14 protein-coding genes and 1 pseudogene are annotated in these 18,666 nt (G+C 41.4%); 7 read left to right on the top strand and 8 right to left on the bottom strand.

The features are described from left to right. Positions 1-106: 106 nt before the first annotated feature. Positions 107-912, top strand: a pseudogene (gene dkgB, locus R2H34_RS16430) (2,5-didehydrogluconate reductase DkgB). 2 nt (positions 913-914) lie between these two features. Beyond that, positions 915-2,102 carry an MFS transporter gene (locus R2H34_RS16435; RefSeq protein WP_087540670.1) on the top strand — a complete coding sequence of 396 codons (1,188 nt, stop codon included), beginning with the start codon at positions 915-917 and terminating at the stop codon, positions 2,100-2,102. A 35-nt stretch (positions 2,103-2,137) separates the two neighbouring features. Here the strand turns inward: R2H34_RS16435 and R2H34_RS16440 are convergent, their stop codons facing one another. The 6 genes from R2H34_RS16440 to R2H34_RS16465 form a co-directional block, all read right to left on the bottom strand. Then, the gene (locus tag R2H34_RS16440) at positions 2,138-2,785 is read right to left on the bottom strand and encodes an START domain-containing protein (protein WP_136700140.1); all 648 of its coding nucleotides are present in this window, start codon (positions 2,783-2,785) and stop codon (positions 2,138-2,140) included. Positions 2,786-2,885: 100 nt separating this feature from the next. Next, positions 2,886-3,707 carry a 4-hydroxy-tetrahydrodipicolinate reductase gene (gene dapB, locus R2H34_RS16445; RefSeq protein WP_004910297.1) on the bottom strand — a complete coding sequence of 274 codons (822 nt, stop codon included), beginning with the start codon at positions 3,705-3,707 and terminating at the stop codon, positions 2,886-2,888. A 251-nt stretch (positions 3,708-3,958) separates the two neighbouring features. After that, positions 3,959-5,071 carry a molecular chaperone DnaJ gene (dnaJ, locus tag R2H34_RS16450; RefSeq protein ID WP_004951083.1) on the bottom strand — a complete coding sequence of 371 codons (1,113 nt, stop codon included), beginning with the start codon at positions 5,069-5,071 and terminating at the stop codon, positions 3,959-3,961. A 141-nt stretch (positions 5,072-5,212) separates the two neighbouring features. Continuing rightward, a complete protein-coding gene (locus R2H34_RS16455; RefSeq protein WP_004910303.1) occupies positions 5,213-5,590 on the bottom strand; it encodes a hypothetical protein in 378 nt (125 codons plus the stop codon). Positions 5,591-5,722: 132 nt separating this feature from the next. After that, on the bottom strand, positions 5,723-8,851 hold the full coding sequence (locus R2H34_RS16460) for an efflux RND transporter permease subunit (protein WP_004910306.1): 3,129 nt from the start codon (positions 8,849-8,851) through the stop codon (positions 5,723-5,725). 2 nt (positions 8,852-8,853) lie between these two features. Further along, positions 8,854-9,954, bottom strand: a complete 1,101-nt coding sequence (locus tag R2H34_RS16465) for an efflux RND transporter periplasmic adaptor subunit (RefSeq protein ID WP_042892137.1) — start codon at positions 9,952-9,954, stop codon at positions 8,854-8,856. A gap of 153 nt (positions 9,955-10,107) precedes the next feature. Here R2H34_RS16465 and R2H34_RS16470 point away from each other — a divergent pair, with 153 nt between their 5' ends. From R2H34_RS16470 to R2H34_RS16485, 4 genes are all read left to right on the top strand, one after another. Continuing rightward, a complete protein-coding gene (locus R2H34_RS16470; RefSeq protein ID WP_087540678.1) occupies positions 10,108-10,731 on the top strand; it encodes a TetR/AcrR family transcriptional regulator in 624 nt (207 codons plus the stop codon). A gap of 84 nt (positions 10,732-10,815) precedes the next feature. Then, on the top strand, positions 10,816-13,497 hold the full coding sequence (gene ppc / locus R2H34_RS16475; RefSeq protein WP_005403483.1) for a phosphoenolpyruvate carboxylase: 2,682 nt from the start codon (positions 10,816-10,818) through the stop codon (positions 13,495-13,497). Between the two features lie 300 nt (positions 13,498-13,797). Further along, a complete protein-coding gene (locus tag R2H34_RS16480) occupies positions 13,798-15,087 on the top strand; it encodes a solute carrier family 23 protein (RefSeq protein ID WP_004910321.1) in 1,290 nt (429 codons plus the stop codon). Positions 15,088-15,215: 128 nt separating this feature from the next. Beyond that, the gene (locus R2H34_RS16485) at positions 15,216-16,370 is read left to right on the top strand and encodes an IS4 family transposase (RefSeq protein WP_318342359.1); all 1,155 of its coding nucleotides are present in this window, start codon (positions 15,216-15,218) and stop codon (positions 16,368-16,370) included. A 53-nt stretch (positions 16,371-16,423) separates the two neighbouring features. Here the strand turns inward: R2H34_RS16485 and R2H34_RS16490 are convergent, their stop codons facing one another. Next, on the bottom strand, positions 16,424-17,179 hold the full coding sequence (locus tag R2H34_RS16490) for an SDR family oxidoreductase (protein ID WP_075695980.1): 756 nt from the start codon (positions 17,177-17,179) through the stop codon (positions 16,424-16,426). A gap of 122 nt (positions 17,180-17,301) precedes the next feature. Between R2H34_RS16490 and R2H34_RS16495 the strand changes: the two genes are divergently transcribed. Then, positions 17,302-18,198 (top strand): LysR family transcriptional regulator, encoded by an 897-nt coding sequence (locus R2H34_RS16495; RefSeq protein WP_004965170.1) that lies wholly within the window; start codon positions 17,302-17,304, stop codon positions 18,196-18,198. Between the two features lie 40 nt (positions 18,199-18,238). On the opposite strand, the gene R2H34_RS16500 is transcribed toward R2H34_RS16495, so the two are convergent. Then, a complete protein-coding gene (locus R2H34_RS16500; protein ID WP_087540970.1) occupies positions 18,239-18,646 on the bottom strand; it encodes a DUF4259 domain-containing protein in 408 nt (135 codons plus the stop codon). Positions 18,647-18,666: the final 20 nt, after the last annotated feature.

An 18,666-nucleotide genomic window follows, 5' to 3' on the forward strand; every position in this document is an offset into this window, starting at 1 on the left:
CAACTATATTTTGCAAATTCATCTATTTTTTAGCAACAATAATCATCGCAAAATTGCCTTCATCAACAAATTAGACTCTTTTGAGTTAAAAAATTAGGTGAAGAATATGCAAATCCCTCAATTTGGTTTAGGTACTTATCGTTTAAATGATCAAATCCTGATTGATTCAGTCAAAACTGCCTTAGATGTCGGCTATCGCGCTATTGATACAGCACAAATTTATGAGAATGAAGCAGCAGTAGGACAGGCTATCCGTGAAAGCGGGATTGCTCGCCAAGATTTATTCTTAACTACAAAAATATGGGTCAATAACTTTTCTGAACAACGCCTGATCCCAAGCCTAAAAGAAAGTTTGCAAAAATAGGCACTGAAGCAGTTGATCTGACCTTAATCCATTGGCCAGCACCATCGCAAGGGACAGATATCACAGAAGTGATGCAATTATTATTAGAAGCCAAACAACAAGGCTTAACCAAACTCATTGGGATTTCAAATTTCAATATTGCACTTACTCAACAAACGATTGATAGCATTGGCGCAGAACATATTGCCACCAATCAAATCGAACTAAGCCCTTATTTGCAAAATCAAAACTTGGCAAATTACCTGATACAACAACAGATTGATGTAACCTCTTATATGACTCTTGCTTACGGGAAAGTGCTCAAAGACCCAACTTTGCTTGAGATTGCAGCACAACATCAGGCTACTTCAGCACAAGTTTCTTTAGCTTGGGCACTACAAAAGGGTTATGCGGTTATTCCATCATCAACCAAACGTGAGAACCTGATCAGCAACTTGAAAGCACAAGAATTAAAACTAAGCGAACAAGAAATGCAGCTGATTGCGGAACTGGATCGTAATGGTCGTGAAATTGACCCACCTGAACTTGCACCAGTATGGGATAAATAAACATGAAGCAGCGCATCAATCTTCCTTTGCTCGCATTAGCTATTGGTGCGTTTGCCATTGGAACCACTGAATTCTCGCCTATGGGCTTATTGCCGAACATTGCCCATGATCTTGGTGTTTCGATTCCAAGTGCAGGTATGTTGATCACAGGTTATGCCTTGGGGGTGATGCTAGGTGCCCCAATTGTCACTTTATGGTTCGGTGGTTTTGCTCGTCGCAATGCTTTAATTCTTCTGATGGCCATTTTTACCATAGGCAACTTAATTGCGGCATTTGCACCAAATTATATGAGTCTGATGGGCGCACGCTTGATTACCAGTCTCAATCACGGTGCTTTTTTCGGGATTGGCTCAGTCGTCGCTGCGAGTGTCGTACCTGCACATAAACAAGCCAGTGCTGTAGCTACCATGTTCATGGGACTAACAATTGCCAATATTGGTGGCGTTCCTTTAGCGACATGGGTAGGACAAACAATTGGCTGGCGGATGTCTTTTCTTGCGATTGCGGTGTTGGGTGTAGTAACGATGTTTTCTCTATGGAAAGCACTGCCTGTGGGTGCTGTTGGAAAAAAACCCGACGTTAAAATGGAATTAAAAGTTCTCACTCGGCTCCCTGTGATTTTGGCACTTCTTACCACCGTGTTCGGTGCCTCAGCAATGTTTACCCTTTACACCTATATCGCCCCGAGTTTAGTTGCTTTCAATCACGCCTCACCGATGTTTATCACCATGATGTTAGTTTTGATTGGGGTTGGCTTTTCGATTGGAAACCATCTAGGTGGCAAGCTTGCAGATCGATCTATTGATAAGACTTTAATTGGCTTCTTCATCGCCTTGATTGTATTGATGGCAGTTTTCCCTCTGCTGGCTCAAACCCAAGTCGGAGCTGCTGTTGGGCTGGTTTTATGGGGCGCGGCAGCATTTGCAATTGTGCCATCACTGCAAATGCGCGTTATGTCGGTAGCACATGAAGCATCTGGTCTCGCTTCCTCTGTAAATATCGGAGCATTTAACTTAGGCAATGCAGTTGGCGCAGCGGCTGGAGGAGCTGTTTTAAGTCTAGGTCTGAGCTATGCCTCAGTATCAATGATCGGAGCAGCTCTTGCAGCGATTGGATTACTTTTGGTGTTTATCCAAATCTTTCTCGCATCTCGATCTAAGCTTAACTATCAGCACTGCACCCAAACCTAGAACATAAAAAAGCCTGATTGAATCAGGCTTTTTTATTACTTCAGTACATCTGGTAATTTCGGTTGTACATACAAAGGATTATTCACTTCCTTTTTCATTTTCATCAGCATTTGATAGGGTTGTTGCTGTACAAACATATTCACAAAACTAAGCGGAATTGCACCAGCTGGATCTGCATAACCTGTTGTAGATACTTTGACTTTATTATTTGCTAACTTTTGAAAAGTCCAATCACCTTCATAGCGGGTTAAACGAATCACATCAGGCTGTTCAGGATAGTTATTTTTAATGGCATTGTTTTTAATACTAATACTGCCATCCGCATTTTTACTCATTTTCCCTTTAATCACTACATCACGATCTTTTAATGGAAAAGGAAAATCAAGCACCATATATAACGTGAACTCACCCTTCTTCTCATCTCGAGATAATAGTTGAGCCTTACCCACATAAGGAACCCATTGTGGGGTGCGTTCAACATCAAGAACTACGGCTACAGCCCGTTCTAATTGCACATCAAACGTTGTTTCTGCTTTATATTGGAATACTGGATTATTTTCAGTTTGATATGTCCAAACTTTAATATTATTTCGGTGCAAACTGAGTTTCGGAGCTTCTGCGGCACTGACGACCAAACTCGTCGCACTTAGCAGCGTAGCAAGAACAATATGTTTTTTATTCATGTCATGCTCAATTGTTGTAATGAAGTTTGGAGCTTATCGTGCTTTTTGGGATTTATTGAAAGCGCAATAAGCTCTTTTTATAGTGCAAAAAGGGAACTTTTTATACTTGAATATCGTTAAAGCCTAAGACATCTTTCATGTCATATTTACGAGCTTCACGCCCTACAACCCATGCTGCTGCACGTACTGCACCCGAAGCGAAGTTCATACGGTTTGTCGCTTTGTGCGTCACTTCAACACGTTCACCTTCACCGATAAACATAACGGTATGCTCACCCACAATATCGCCACCACGAATGGTTTCAAAACCGATAGTTTGACGATCACGTGGACCCGTATAGCCTTCACGACCATAGACTGCAACTTCTTTTAAGTTGCGCCCTAAGGTATCAGCGATTGCTTCACCCATCATAAATGCTGTGCCAGACGGAGCATCTACTTTATGACGGTGATGTGCTTCAATGATTTCGATATCGACCGTATCACCAAATACTTTTGCTGCAAGTTCCAAAAGTTTGATTGATACATTTACACCTACAGAATAGTTTGCAGCATAAACAACTGGGGTTTGAGTTGCTGATTCATCTAAGAATGCTTTTTGTTCCTCGGACATGCCCGTTGTTCCAATCACCATCGCTACACCAGCTTCACGACAAAGCTTTAAGTGTTGTTCTGTTGCGGCTGGTGCAGTGAAATCAATCACCACGTCACAATCTTTTAATACTTCAGCTAAACTGCCAACGATCTTTACGCCCAAACTTCCAACGCCTGCAAGCTCACCTGCATCTGCGCCGACTAAACTGCTTTCAGGGCGTTCTACTGCTGCTGCAAGTTGATAGCCTGCTTCTTGTACAGCCTGAATCAGAATACGGCCCATGCGTCCGCCAGCACCTAAGATCCCAATGCGTGGAGAAGTTGACATAATGTTTCCCAGTCTTTTATTTAAACAATTTCGCTACTATAGCAAATGAATGGCATCTATACATCTATAAAGTATTACTTATCATAGACTTAAATACCCCTAACACCTCTTTAAAAATAGAGGGTAAATTTCTGCTAATTCAGTATGTTATAGGATAGACAATGCTCCCTCATTTGAAAAATGAAGGTTGATGAGGATTTAAAATTTCCCATAAAAAAACCTGCCGAAGCAGGTTTTTTTATTGATGCCTATTAATCAAAGAGGCGATCAAAGAATGATTTTTTCTTTGGAGACGATGCATGACCATCACCATCTAAAGAGGCTTGTAATTCTTTAAGTAACTCGCGTTGACGGCTGGTTAAATTTACTGGGGTTTCTACAACGATGCGGCAAAGTAAATCACCCACCATACTACTACGTACAGGGCGAACACCTTTGCCACGTAAGCGGAATAATTTACCCGTTTGAGTTCCCTCCGGAATCTTCAAACTCACACGACCGTCCAAGGTTGGGATTTCAATTTCTTTACCCAAAGCGGCATCCGCGATACTAACTGGCACATCCATATATAGATCAGCGCCATCACGTTGGAAAATTTCATGCTCGCGCACAACCACTTCAACGTATAAATCACCTGATTGACCATCACGAATCGCTTCGCCTTTACCTGTTAAGCGAACACGATCACCGTTGTCCACACCCGCAGGGATGGTAACTTCAAGTGTTTGTTGACGATCTGCAACACCAGAGCCATGACAAGTATTACATGGATTTTTAATAATTTTGCCTTGACCACGACAGGTGCTACAAGTTTGCTGCACAGAGAAGAAACCCTGTTGCATACGAACTTGACCTGAACCATGACAAGTGCGACATGTTTCGACATCGTTTGGATTTTTAGATCCTTTACCATCACAAGTTTCACATGGTGCAGGAGCAGTAAAAGTAATGGTTTTTTTAACGCCTTTAACTGCTTCTTCTAAGGTCAATTCCATCACATAGCGGAGGTCTGAACCACGGCGTTGGCGTTGCTGCTGGCGACCGCCACCAAATGCGCCACCAAAAATATCACCAAATTGGCTGAAAATATCTTCGGCACTAAAACCACCACCGAAGCCACCGCCACCACCAAAACCGCCTTCAAATGCACTATGTCCAGCACGGTCATACATACTGCGCTTTTCACTGTCAGACAGGATTTCATAGGCTTCTGATGCTTCTTTGAATTTTTCTTCAGCTTCAGCATTGTCAGGGTTACGGTCAGGGTGATACTTCATCGCCAACTTACGATAGGCTTTTTTGATCTCATCATCACCTGCGGTTTTCGAAACGCCTAAAACCTCATAATAATCACGTTTAGCCATGGTTGGCGATGCTCCTCACGGAATTTATTAAATCTCTACGAATAAATAGGCTCTGTTGATCTTATTTTTGAGATCAACAGAGCCTAGATAGGGGCTATATTACAAATTTACAAGGTCTAAGTTAATAAAAAAGCAGCTTTATTAGAAAACTGCTTTATTTTTTAAATACTTAGAAAGTCCTTTCAGCCAAGCATTCAACAAGAATAACCAAGCAATTGAACTAAATACAACACCTGCGACTGTTGTAGCAGTCACCCAAATTGCACTGTCCCATGCAAAAAAGAACAATGGGATAAACCACAAAGAGGCAAAAAAAGCCATCATAATAAATAACAGCACATTACGCATGATCCATAGGGCATGCGCATGAATCCAAACTTCGGCATTATCCACAATCGCAACTTTTCGTGCAAACATGTATGCAAACGCAGCAAACAAAATTGTAAATAATGCAAGAAACATGAACACGTAAGAAATCGCTACATAGCGACGATGCTGCTCAATATTGTCTTGCCCCATGCTCTATTTCACCTCAATCCATGCATTTTGCCAAATCAATCATGCAATGAAATTCAATTATTTTTTGGTCTTAAAATATAGGTGCTACTATATTGAAATTTTCAATATTTCGCACCTTTATTCACAAAATAATTACGTTAGATATGTTGCTTTTTTAACCTTAAACCACGCTGCATAGAGTGCAGGCAGGAAAAATAGGGTTAATAAGGTCGCAACAATCAATCCACCCATAATTGCAACAGCCATTGGACCAAAGAAAATACTGCGTGAAAGTGGGATCATTGCAAGAACTGCAGCGAGTGCTGTCAGTACAATCGGACGGAATCGTCGCATTGTCGCATCAATCACCGCATCCCATGCTGCTTGTCCAGCCTGAATATCTTGCTCAATCTGATCAATCAAGATCAATGAGTTACGCATGATCATACCAGACAAGGCGATTGTCCCAAGCATAGCCACAAAACCAAAAGGCTTATTAAACAGTAGCAAGAATGCAACAACGCCTATCAACCCTAATGGTGCGGTTAACAACACAATCGTCGCACGCGACATACTGCGTAATTGAATCATGAGCAAAGTCATCACTACAGCTAGGAATAATGGCATTCCTGCATTGACTGAACTTTGACCCTTAGCAGATTCTTCAACAGTTCCCCCAACTTCGAGCAAATAACCATTTGGCAGATCATCACGCAAGTCCTGCATCTGATCAGCTAACTGCTGAACTACCGTGGCAGGTTGTAGATGGCTACGAATATCTGCTCTTACAGTAATGGTTGGTAAACGGTTACGATGCCAAATCAAGCCTTCTTCAAATCGTGATTCTATTTTTGCAATCTGTGCCAATGGGACTGTTGTGCCCTGCGTTGTCGGAACTGCTAAAGATGCTAAAGATGCCACTTCTGCACGCTCAGCCTGATCTCCTCGCAAGCGAATTTCAATTAACTCACGTTTTTCGCGATACTGATTCATCACTGTACCAGTCACAGAAGCATTTAAGAAATTGGCTAAATCAAAACTCGTAACACCCATTTGACGCGCACGGTCTTGATCGATTTCGATAGCAATAATCTTACTTGGCTCGCCCCAATCTAAATGCACATTGGTGGTATTCGGATCTTCACTCATCACTTTTGCCACTTTTTGTGCCCATAGACGCACGGTGCTTAGATCTTCTCCTGAAACACGATATTGCAATGGGTATCCCACTGGTGGACCATTTTCGAGCAACGAAACACGCGTACGCACTTGAGGCAATAATTGCTTGATTTGCGTTTCTAAAGAACGGCGAATTTCATCACGATCATCTAAAGACGATGCGAGTACGACAAACTGCGCAAAACTGGCTTGCGGTAGTTGTTGGTCTAAAGGTAAGTAAAAGCGAGGAGAACCTGTTCCAACGTAGGCAACATAATTATCGATCCCTTTTTGTTTAGATAAGAATGACTCCACCTTTTTAACAGCCTGTTCAGTCGCTGTCAGTGACGCACCTTCTTCAAGCTTTAAATCCACTAAGATTTCTGCACGGTTAGATGGTGGAAAGAATTGTTGAGGAACGAATTTAAACATCGCAACTGATAAAACAAAGATTGCCACCGTGACTCCGATTACTGTTTTACGATACGTAATACAGAGCTCTACCATACGACGGAAAGACTGATAAAACTTGGTTTGATAGGGATCATGGTGCTGTCCATGTGCCTGTACAACAGGTTCAGGCTGTTTCCGCAATCTCGCCCAAAGCCTCAAATACCATGCTGCTTTCTGTTGTTGCTTGGTGAAGTCAGGGAGTAATTTTTCACCCAAATATGGAACAAAGAGTACGGCTGCTATCCATGACACAATTAACGCAATCGTTACGACTTGGAAAATAGAACGTGTATATTCGCCAGTGCCTGATTGTGCCGTTGCAATCGGTAAGAAACCTGCTGCGGTAATCAATGTTCCTGTCAGCATTGGAAATGCCGTGGTTTGCCACGCAAATCCTGCTGCTTTGAGTCTGCTATAGCCCTGCTCCATTTTAATTGCCATCATTTCAACAGCAATAATGGCATCATCGACCAACAAACCGAGTGCAAGAATCAAGGCACCGAGGGAAATCTTATGCAGACCGACATCAAATAGATTCATCCCTGCAAAGGTCATTGCCAAAACGAGTGGAATAGACAAAGCCACCACCAGTCCTGTGCGAAAACCCAATGAAAAGAAGCTGACCAATAAAACGATAATGACCGCTTCAGCCAATACCTTTAAAAATTCCTGAATACTGCGTTGTACTGCGACTGGTTGATCTGAAACTTTTTGAAGTTTCATGCCCACAGGCAATGATTTCTGCAAATGATTAAATTCGGTTTCTAAGTTTTTGCCCAAAGCGATGATGTCACCGCCTTTGCGCATCGAAACCGCTATGCCAATTCCATTTTCCCCCATAAAACGCATACGAGGTTGAGCAGGTTCACTGAAGCCCCGATAAACATCAGCAACATCCCCCAATTGAATGGTTTTATCACCCACCAATAGCGGCATTTTTTTCAGATCATCTACACTGTGCAAATGTCCACTGACGCGAAGTTGAATACGATCTGTACCAGTTTCAAAGAATCCTGCACTTGCCATATCATTTTGCTTTTGTATCGCTTCTTGAATGGCTGTCACAGGTACACCGAGCTGCACCGCTTTGGTATTGGATAATTCAATCCATATTTTTTGATCTTGTAATCCGACTAAATTGACCTTGCTCACATCTTTGACTCGTTGCAATTGCAGTTGCAAACGATCGGCATATTCTTTCATTACCGCATAGTCAAAATCGTTCCCTGTAAGGACATAGATGTTGCCAAAAGTATCGCCAAACTCATCATTGAAAAATGGTCCTTGTACACCACTGGGTAACTGATGGCGAATATCATTGACCTTTTTTCTGACGTTGTACCAAACATCAGGTATCGCACTCGAAGGTAAACTGTCTTTAGCAACAAAAGTCACCAAAGATTCACCAGGACGTGAGTAAGCCATGATGCGGTCATACTGACCAGTGGTCATTAATTCTTTTTCAATTCGATCGGTCACGAGTGTCGAGACTTCTTTAGCCGTTGCACCAGGCCAGTAAGTCTGTACCACCATCACTTTAAAGGTAAAAGGTGGATCCTCACTTTGCGACAGCTTGGAATAAGACATAATCCCGACGATGCCGAGTAGCAGCATAAAGTAAAGCACAATGCCTTTATTTTTCAGTGCCCATTCTGAGAGGTTAAATTTCATGATTAACCTCCAGTTTTGATCGTGACTTCACGATTCTCTCGGTCTACAGGATGAATCTTTTGTTGCTCACGTAACAAATGCACACCGCCAACCACAACCCAGTCCGTTGCTTTTAACCCAGACAGGACAGGAACACTATCTCGACCATAGGCACCCAAGCGGACTGGAACTTTACGTAAGGTCTTGTTTTTCGTCACGACCCATACAAATGCCTGCTGATCATTAGCCGTTACACTAGAGAGTGGGACGCTGAGGACATTCGTTTGATTTGCAACAAAGAATACACGCGCACTTTGTCCCAACTGAATGCTAGATTGACCTTCCAATAAGGAAACCTTGACCGTAAATGTTCGAGATTGATCAGCAGCAGGAGAAACCTCTCGTACTTTAGCTGCAAAGCGAAGGTCTGGCTGAGACCACAGTGTGACCCAAGCAGGCTGCCCCACTTTAATCGTTGCGACTGCTTGTTCAGGGACTCCAAATACAACTTCACGCTCTCCATCAATCGCGAGCAGATAGGCAGCCTGTCCTGCTGCAACCACCTGACCCACTTCAATTTGACGTTCGGTAATCACGCCATTTTTATTGGAGATCAGTTGGTTATATCCCGTTTGATTCGAAGAAACTTCATAGTTTGAGCGTGCTTGTTGCAAACTTGCTTGCGCCGCTTCGTATTGATTTTTGATGGCATCAAATTGTGAGCGACTGACTGCATTTACTGGCAATAATTGCTGATAACGCTGATATTCTTGCGCTGCAATTTTTGCTGCTGCTTGTGCACTGTCTAGCTGTGCTTTAGCTGCATTAAGTTGTAACTGAGCATCTTTAACATCTAACTTCGCTAATACTTGCCCAACTCTGACTCGATCACCAACATCAACAAAGCGTTCGGTAATTTGTCCTCCAACACGAAATGCCAATGCCGTTTGCTGTCTCGCCTGTACATCACCTGCATAGCTTTTTTGATCAATATGATTACTACTCGGTTGCGCGACCATGACATAAGGAATTTCTTCCGTCTTTGGAACCTCTTTTTGACATGCTGTTAAAGTGACACTGCTGAGTACGAGCAATCCCACAATTACATGATTTAGCAGATTCATCTCTTTTTCGCTCTTATTCAAATTGATTTTTTAAGGCACAATATGAATATCATGATAAATTGTTTATTTTTTAATTAATATACCCATGAGTACACTAATTAAAAATTAAAGTTATTTATTTGATTTTTAATTTAATTAAAAGAGAACGATAACGTGCAAAACAGTAGTGGTCGCCCTAAAGATTTGGAAAAAAGAGCTAAAATTTTACAGGCTGCGAAATCTCTTTTCCTAAAAATGGGTTATCACGCTGCCAACATGAATCAAATTGCCAAAGAAGCAGGCGTCACGAAACTGACCGTGTATAACCACTTTCAAGACAAAGCCAATTTATTTATCTGTGCAATTGAAGAAACCTGTGATGAATCTATTTGTGCTAAAGAAATCATTCTCACGGCAGAAACCAATTTTACACAAGCACTCTATCTGATGTGCCATCGTGCTTTAACTATTATTTATCTTCCTGAGGCATTAAAACTTGATCGTTTATTGTTCGAACTCGCAGCAGAACAAAGCCCTTTAACACAGCAGTTTTTCGATGCTTCACATACACGTATGAGCAATGTTTGGTGTAATTTTTTTGAGCAGGCAATTGCACTTAAATTTATTCGTGCTGACGATCCTTTAAAACAAACTGAATTAATCGTGTCTTTAATGTTGGGCTTACGTCATTACCGAGTTCTACTCGGATTGGATGAAGTGCCGACCGCGAATGAAATCGATCAGATGATTCAACAAGCGATTGAGCTTTTTTTGCTTAAATATCAACCCAAAAATTAAATAAAATTCACATTTTTTTACGTTCTGCTCTTGGATTGTCTCTCAATCACGTTATAGTCGAATGAGAACATCAGGAGAAATAGAATGATTCAACAAATCACAGCTCCATTACGGGAAGACGTCCGATTACTGGGCAACTTACTTGGCGAAACATTAAAACTACATGCTGGGCAAGATTTGTTTAATCAAATTGAGCAAATTCGCGCTTTAGCTAAAGGCGCACGTGATGGTCAAATAGAAGCAGAGAAGCAGTTAGAACAGCTTTTCCTTGGGCTAAAAGATGAGGAGATTTTGCCCTTAACACGAGCATTCTCACATTTTCTTAACTTCGCTAATATCGCTGAACAATATCACGTGGTACGTAGTCGACGTCATGCAGAGTTTGACGAGCATGCGCCTAGCCCAAATCCACTCACTCACCTTTTTGAGAAATTTAAAAATCAGCAAATTTCTGAACAGCAATTATTTCAACAAATTTGCGATCTAAAAATTGAACTAGTACTCACAGCGCATCCAACAGAAGTGAGTCGTCGTACCCTGATCCAAAAATATGATGATATTACGGATTGTCTATCACAGCTTGATCAAAAGAAATTAACGCCTCGCGAACGTCAACAGACCATCGCCACACTCAAACAGCTAGTCACCTCTGCATGGCAAACCGATGAAATCCGTCAACATCGCCCGACGCCTGTAGATGAAGCAAAATGGGGGTTTGCAACGATTGAACAAACGTTATGGAATGCTGTACCTAAATTTATTCGTGAATTAAATGAATTAACACAACAGCATTGCCTGCAAGCTTTGCCTCTCAGCATAGCGCCGATCCGTTTTGCTTCATGGATGGGTGGCGACCGCGATGGTAATCCGAATGTCACTCATCAAGTGACACAGGAAGTTCTGTGGTTATCGCGTTGGCAGGCTGCAGATTTATACCTCCGTGATATTGAAAATCTACGTTGGGAACTTTCTATCCAAAATTGTTCTAAAGAACTTAGTGAAGCTTTAGGTTATGAACATCCTGAGCCGTACCGTGAATATCTACGCATTACCCGTGAACGACTTAAAGCAACACGTTATTGTTTAGGTCAACGTTTACAAGGCTTGGATGCCGACGATAGCAATATCATTCGGAATAAAGATGAATTATTGGCCCCTCTTCTGCTTTGCTATCGCTCCCTTGTGGACAGTAACCTTGCGGAAATCGCCAATGGACAACTGCTTGATTTTATCTATCGTGTGAATTGTTTTGGGATTGAACTACTCAAACTTGATATCCGCCAAGAATCAGGTCGTCATCGTCAAGCCATTTCTGCGATTACGGAATATTTAGGTTTGGGTAATTTCGAATCGTGGACAGAACAAGCGCGTCAAAACTTCTTGATTCAGGAATTACAAAGTAAACGTCCATTATTACCTAAGTATTTGAATGAGCCAGAAGGTAGTCTCATTCAACATCCAGATGTGCTCGAAGTGTTTGCCACTATGCGTACCCTAGCTGAGCAACCAGCAGAGAGTTTAGGGGCTTATATCATTTCAATGGCTGAATATCCTAGTGATGTATTGGCCGTATTGCTCTTGCAAAAAGAAGCGGGCATTCAACATCCTCTGCGTGTCGTGCCATTGTTCGAAACCTTGAAAGATTTGGACGGCGCTGCCAAAACCATGGATACCTTGTTTAATATGCATTGGTACAAGCAGCATATCCATGGCAAACATGAAGTGATGATTGGTTATTCTGACTCTGCCAAAGATGCAGGCTTTATGTCAGCAAATTGGGCTCAATATCGTGCACAAGAAGAACTCACCGCGGTTGCAAAAAAACATGATGTGCAATTAACCCTATTCCATGGTCGTGGTGGTTCAATCAGTCGTGGCGGTGCTCCAACCCAACAAGCACTCTTTTCTCAACCACCAGGCTCAATCTCGGGTGCTATTCGTGTCACTGAGCAAGGTGAAATGATCCGCTTTAAATTTGGTTTAGAAGGAATTGCTTTACAGAACTTGGAAATCTATACCGCTGCGACCTTAGAAGCGACTTTATTACCACCGCCAGAACCTAAGAAAGAATGGCGTGATTTGATGAATCAGATGACGGATCTCTCCGTTAAGGTATATCGCCAAACGGTTCGTGAGAATCCAAATTTTGTGAGTTATTTGCGTACGGTTACACCAGAATTAGAGCTGCAAATGCTGCCATTGGGATCACGCCCAGCAAAACGAAAAGTCAGTGGTGGCATCGAATCCTTACGTGCAATTCCATGGGTATTTGCTTGGACACAAATTCGTTTGATGTTGCCCGCTTGGCTGGGAACTGGCACCGCAATTAATCAAGTGCATGAACAACATAAAAATACGCTCAATGACATGCTAGATCAGTGGCCGTATTTCCAAACCTTAATTGATATGTTGGAAATGGTACTGTCTAAATCAGATGCAGACATTGCGTTGTATTACGAATCTCATTTGACTGATGATCAGGACCTCAAAGCACTCGGAATAGAGTTAAGACAACGATTACAAAATGCGGTTGATACACTTTTGAATCTGAAAGGCGAGTCCAAACTTCTGAGCAATAATGAAGTCTTAGATCAGTCGATGCAGGTTAGAAAACCTTATCTATTGCCACTTCATTTGTTGCAAGCTGAGTTGATGAAACGTCGTCGTTTATATTTAGCTGAGCATCAAACAGAACATACACCTGTTGATCATGCCTTAATGGTGAGTATTGCAGGTATTGCCGCAGGGCTTCGCAATACAGGTTAATCATTCTCTATGTCTAACCCTCATCAAATCATTCAGTTTGATGAGGGCTAAATTGGCAAAATATGCCAACTGGACAAAATTTTTTTAAATTTATTTTAAAAATTAAATTGAGCTATTTTGCAAATACAACAATCAAAATCAACAATGAATTCTAAAGTTTATTTACATATATATTTTACCAAAAGGTAAAAATATGAAATTTATGACCATTTGCGTTCATTCAGATCAATGACCAATAGATGAAAGCATAATTTAAGACAGGGTATCATACGCGCTGATATCACATAATGAGTCTACTTTATGTCAAATTGGTTTCCAAAATGGCAGCCGTATCAGGGGAAGATTGATCATCGCCCTGTTGCGACAAACGAATATTTACCGCCCTTACAAAGCGCGGTACTCGGGGTACAACACGCATTTGCAATGTTTGGAGCAACTGTTCTTGCGCCATTGCTGATGGGTTTTAATCCAAATCTCGCGATTTTAATGTCAGGGATTTGTACGATTATCTTCTTCTTGATCACAGGTGGACGTGTACCGAGTTATCTCGGTTCAAGTTTTGCGTTTATTGGTGTGGTTGCAGCCGCTACAGGTCACATCACGGGCTCTGGTGCAAACCCGAATCTATCAGTTGCACTTGGAGGTATCGTTGCTTGCGGTATCTTGTATGCTTTAATTGGCTTTGCCGTCATGTTGACAGGCACACGTTGGATTGAAAAATTAATGCCACCTGTTGTAACAGGTGCGATCGTAATGATCATTGGTTTAAACCTTGCCCCAGTAACAATCAAAGGCGTTGCAGGTCAGCCTTTTGAAATGTGGATGGCACTTATCACTGTGCTGAGCATGGGTGTTATCGCGGTATTTACCAAAGGCTTATTACAGCGTTTATTACTGTTGGTAGGTTTACTGATTGCCTATGCCATTTACGTCATCGCGACGAATGTGCTTGGCTTTGGAAAACCAATCGATTTTTCACAAATCGCGGCAGCACCATGGTTTGGTATTCCAAGCTTTTCTCATCCTACTTTTGATATGAATGCCATGTTAATTATTGCACCTGTTGCATTAATTTTAGTTGCAGAAAACTTAGGTCATATCAAAGCAGTGGGTGCAATGACAGGCGAAGACCTAACCCCTCAACTTGGTAAAGCATTTGTTGCCGATGGTTTAGCAACCACGTTATCAGGTGGTGTAGGTGCACCAGGGATGACGACTTACGGTGAAAATATCGGTGTCATGGCTGTTACCCGCGTTTATTCAACCATCGTCTTTGTAATCGCTGGTGTCTTTGCAATCTTTTTAGGTCTATCACCCAAATTTGGTGCCGTGATCAGCACAATTCCTACCGCGGTACTTACGGGTGCCTCAATTGTGGTCTTTGGTTTAATTACTATTGCTGGCGCAAAAATCTGGATCGAAAACAAAGTCGACTTCTCTAATAATAAAAATCTGATCGTTGCATCTGTGACAATTATCTTAGGTGCGGGTAATTTCGAGTTATTATTCGGAAGCTTTAACTTAGGTGGAATTGGTACAGCAACCTTCGCCGCTATCTTTCTAAATGTTCTGTTTAGCCTAAAAAAATAAAAATTTAATTATCAAAGGCAGCATGAGCTGCACTGCTGTCCCATAGTTTGCTTTAAATAAAAAAACCTGAGTCTAAATAGTTAAAATATGAGTGCAAACAAACACTTTAACTATAAAGGACTCAGGTTTTGTCACATCAGAATACCGTATTTCATCAATTACTCAAACCCATTCTAAGACAAGATTTTGAACGTCTGGCTAAACTGCACCACTCTGGGCAAAAATTAAGATCAGCCACCCGCTGGGATCAGTTTGTTGCCATATTGATGTCCCAACTTTCTTGTCGGCAAAGCTTAAGAGACATTCAATCCAATCTCGAATCCCAGCAGGAAAAGCTCTATCATCTTGGCGCGAAGAGAATTGCGCGAAGCACCTTAGCAAGACTCAACGAAGAACAGCCCGCCAGCCTGTATCAGCAATTGTTCACACAGCTGCTTCAGCGCTGTGAAAACTCTAAAACTGCACATAAATTTAGATTCAAAAATCCACTGTATTCACTAGATGCCAGTCATATTGATCTTTCACTGTCATTGTGCGCATGGGCAAAAGTACATGAATCCAAAGCCAGTATTAAACTCAGTGTTGGCTTAAATCACAGCAATACCATTCCTGAATTTGTAGCGCTTGGGGATGGTATTGAAAATGATATGGTGCAAGGCAGAGCATTTAAATTTCCTGCTGGCAGCATTATCGTCTTTGATAAAGGATATGTTGATTATCAATGGTTTGCTCAGTTGACACTTCAGAACGTCAGCTTTGTAACCCAGCTACGCCCAAAGACAGTTTATCAAGTTAAATCAAGCCGCAGCGTATTAGAGACTAAAGGGATTATTGCGGATGAATGTATTGAATTGAGCAGTGCGCATGCCAAGAAAAGAGGCGCACCTGAATTATTAAGACGTATAGAGTTTTATGATACAGATAAGAAAAGAACATTCGAATTTCTGAGCAACAACTTTCATCTGGCAGCATCCACCATTGCTGCAATTTATAAAGACCGCTGGAAGATTGAGTTATTCTTTAAAGCCATCAAGCAGAATTTAAAACTGAAGTCATTTCTAGGTCGAAGCCGCAATGCGATACAAACGCAAATATGGATTGCATTAATTGCCTATTTGCTGGTGAACTTCGCTAAACACATGGCACAAGAAGGATGGAGTGTTCAGCGTTTACTGAGAATTATTCAGGTCAATTTATTTGAAAGGAAACTTTTAAGGTCACTCTTTGTGCCTGATAAAAAATGGCGAAAACAAGAAAAACCTCAATTGAGGTTCTTCTTGTGATATTTGTGGGACAGCAGTGGCATGAGCTGCCTTTTTTCACCCTGTTCAATTGGTTATACGATCCCACCATTTACTCGAATAGTCTGAGCATTAATCCAGTTACCATCATCACTAACTACAAAATTAAGTACCGCCGCAATGTCTTCAACTGTGCCCAAACGCTCAAGTGGGGATGCTTTTGCCAATTGAGCAATCAACTCATCACTTTTTCCTTCAAAAAATAATTCCGTTGCAGTTGGACCGGGTGCGACTGCATTCACAGTAATATTTTTAGCTCTAAGTTCCTTGGCTAGAATGGCAGTCAAAGACTCGATCGCAGCTTTAGAGGCTGTATATATTCCATATCCTTCTAGTTTCATACCAATCACACTACTCGATAAATTAATAATTTTCCCGCCTTGCTCAAGTCGTTTCGCTGCTTCTCGCATGGCATACAAAGAGCCTTTTAGATTAATCGCAATCACTTTATCGATTGTTGCATCATCCAATAGCGCAATTTTTTTGAAATTCATAATGCCCGCATTATTGATCAGAACATCTATTTTTCCATACATATTAATCACGTAATCAAACAATAATTCCACCTGATTTGATTGGCTGACATCCGCTTTAAATCGGCTCGCAGTACCTCCAGCCGCTTTAATATTTTCTACGATTTGAGTGGCTTGTTGATCATTATTGGCATAGTTAATCACCACCTTATGTCCTTGTTGCGCTAACAAAGTTGCGGTAAAAGCACCAATTCCGCGTGATGCACCTGTAATCAGAACAACTTTTTTATCATCGCGATCATTTGAAGATGTATTCATTATAGACCTCACATAAGTCAACTTATCATTGAATACCAATCATGATAATGTTCTGTTAGAGGCAAATAATCCTGATAAATTCGGCATCATTATCCGAAGAATACGAACAAAAGAAGGGCGCTATGGATAAACTCAATGCGATGTCAGCATTTATACAGGTGGTTGAGCATAAGAGTTTCACTAAAGCAGCGCAGTTCCTTAATTTACCTCGCTCGACCCTTACTGATGCTGTCCAGCAATTGGAGGCTCAACTCAATACACGTCTACTTTTTCGCACAACTCGTCAAGTGAGCCTGACTGATGAAGGTGCGATCTATTATCAACATTGCAAATATATTCTGGCTTATATTGATGAATCCGAAAATGACTTCATTCATGCTAAGCCTAAAGGCATATTAAAAATCGAAGTGCATGGAATCTTCGCATCTCATTTCATCATTCCACATTTACATTTATTTTTAGCAGAGTATCCAGACATACAACTTCATTTGACTGAAAGTGACCGATATGTCGATCTCATAAAAGAAGGAATTGATTGTGTTATTCGAATCGGACAACTGAATGACAGTGAACTTGTCGTTAGAGCACTAGGACAGGTTGAACAAATCACACTTGCGAGCCCTAAATACTTAGAAAAATATGGTGTACCAAAAACATTAGCGGATTTAAAACAGCATTTTATGGTCGGGTTTTATTCTTCAGCTCGACAAAAACCACTACCTTTAGAATTTGTAGTGCGTAATGAGTTAAAGCTATATGAGCTAAATTCAATGCTTCAAGTCAACGGCGCTCACTCATACTCAGCCGCAGCAATTCAAGGTTTTGGAATTATCCAAGCGCCTCGTTATGGTCATCTAGAAGAAATTGAAAATGGACTACTTTGCCCATTATTAACAGAATATATCGTCCCCTCTTTACCAGTCTCTTTACTTTATCCATCTAAATCATTGGTCTCGCCTAGACAACGTGTGTTTATCGATTGGGTTGTCCAGCATTTTAAAGATCATCCTTTAAGGTAGTACTCAAAAATAAAGAGCCACAAATGCGGCTCTTTTTCTTTTAATTTAAAGCATCTTTTAACTGCTGAATGTTCCCCAACCATAACTCATATTCATCGGACTCTAGCCACAACTCCTTGAGTTCAGAATCATCAGCAACTATTCGTTCCAAAACACGCTTCGCCAATGACAACAGATCATCCCTTGGTTGCTCCGAAATAGTTTCTAACCATTGATCTACTTTCTCAGTGTAAACATCGGATTGAGTCCCTTTGCCAAGACGCTTTGCAATGACTTCAACCGCAGCAATCGCTTCCATCGCTAAATCAGCATCTAAGTACTCATCGCCCTCATCAAGTGCCACCTGTAAAGCAGCCTCAATCACTGAAAAGTCTGTCGCATCCTCTAGTTCGTATGCCCAGTCATTTGCAGTGTCATTTCCAAACGATTCATGTGACCACGTTTCCATCATTTTTTCCTTTTTTATTG

Source organism: Acinetobacter sp. 16 (assembly GCF_033439925.1).
In the GTDB taxonomy this organism is placed as follows: Bacteria; Pseudomonadota; Gammaproteobacteria; order Pseudomonadales; family Moraxellaceae; genus Acinetobacter; species Acinetobacter junii.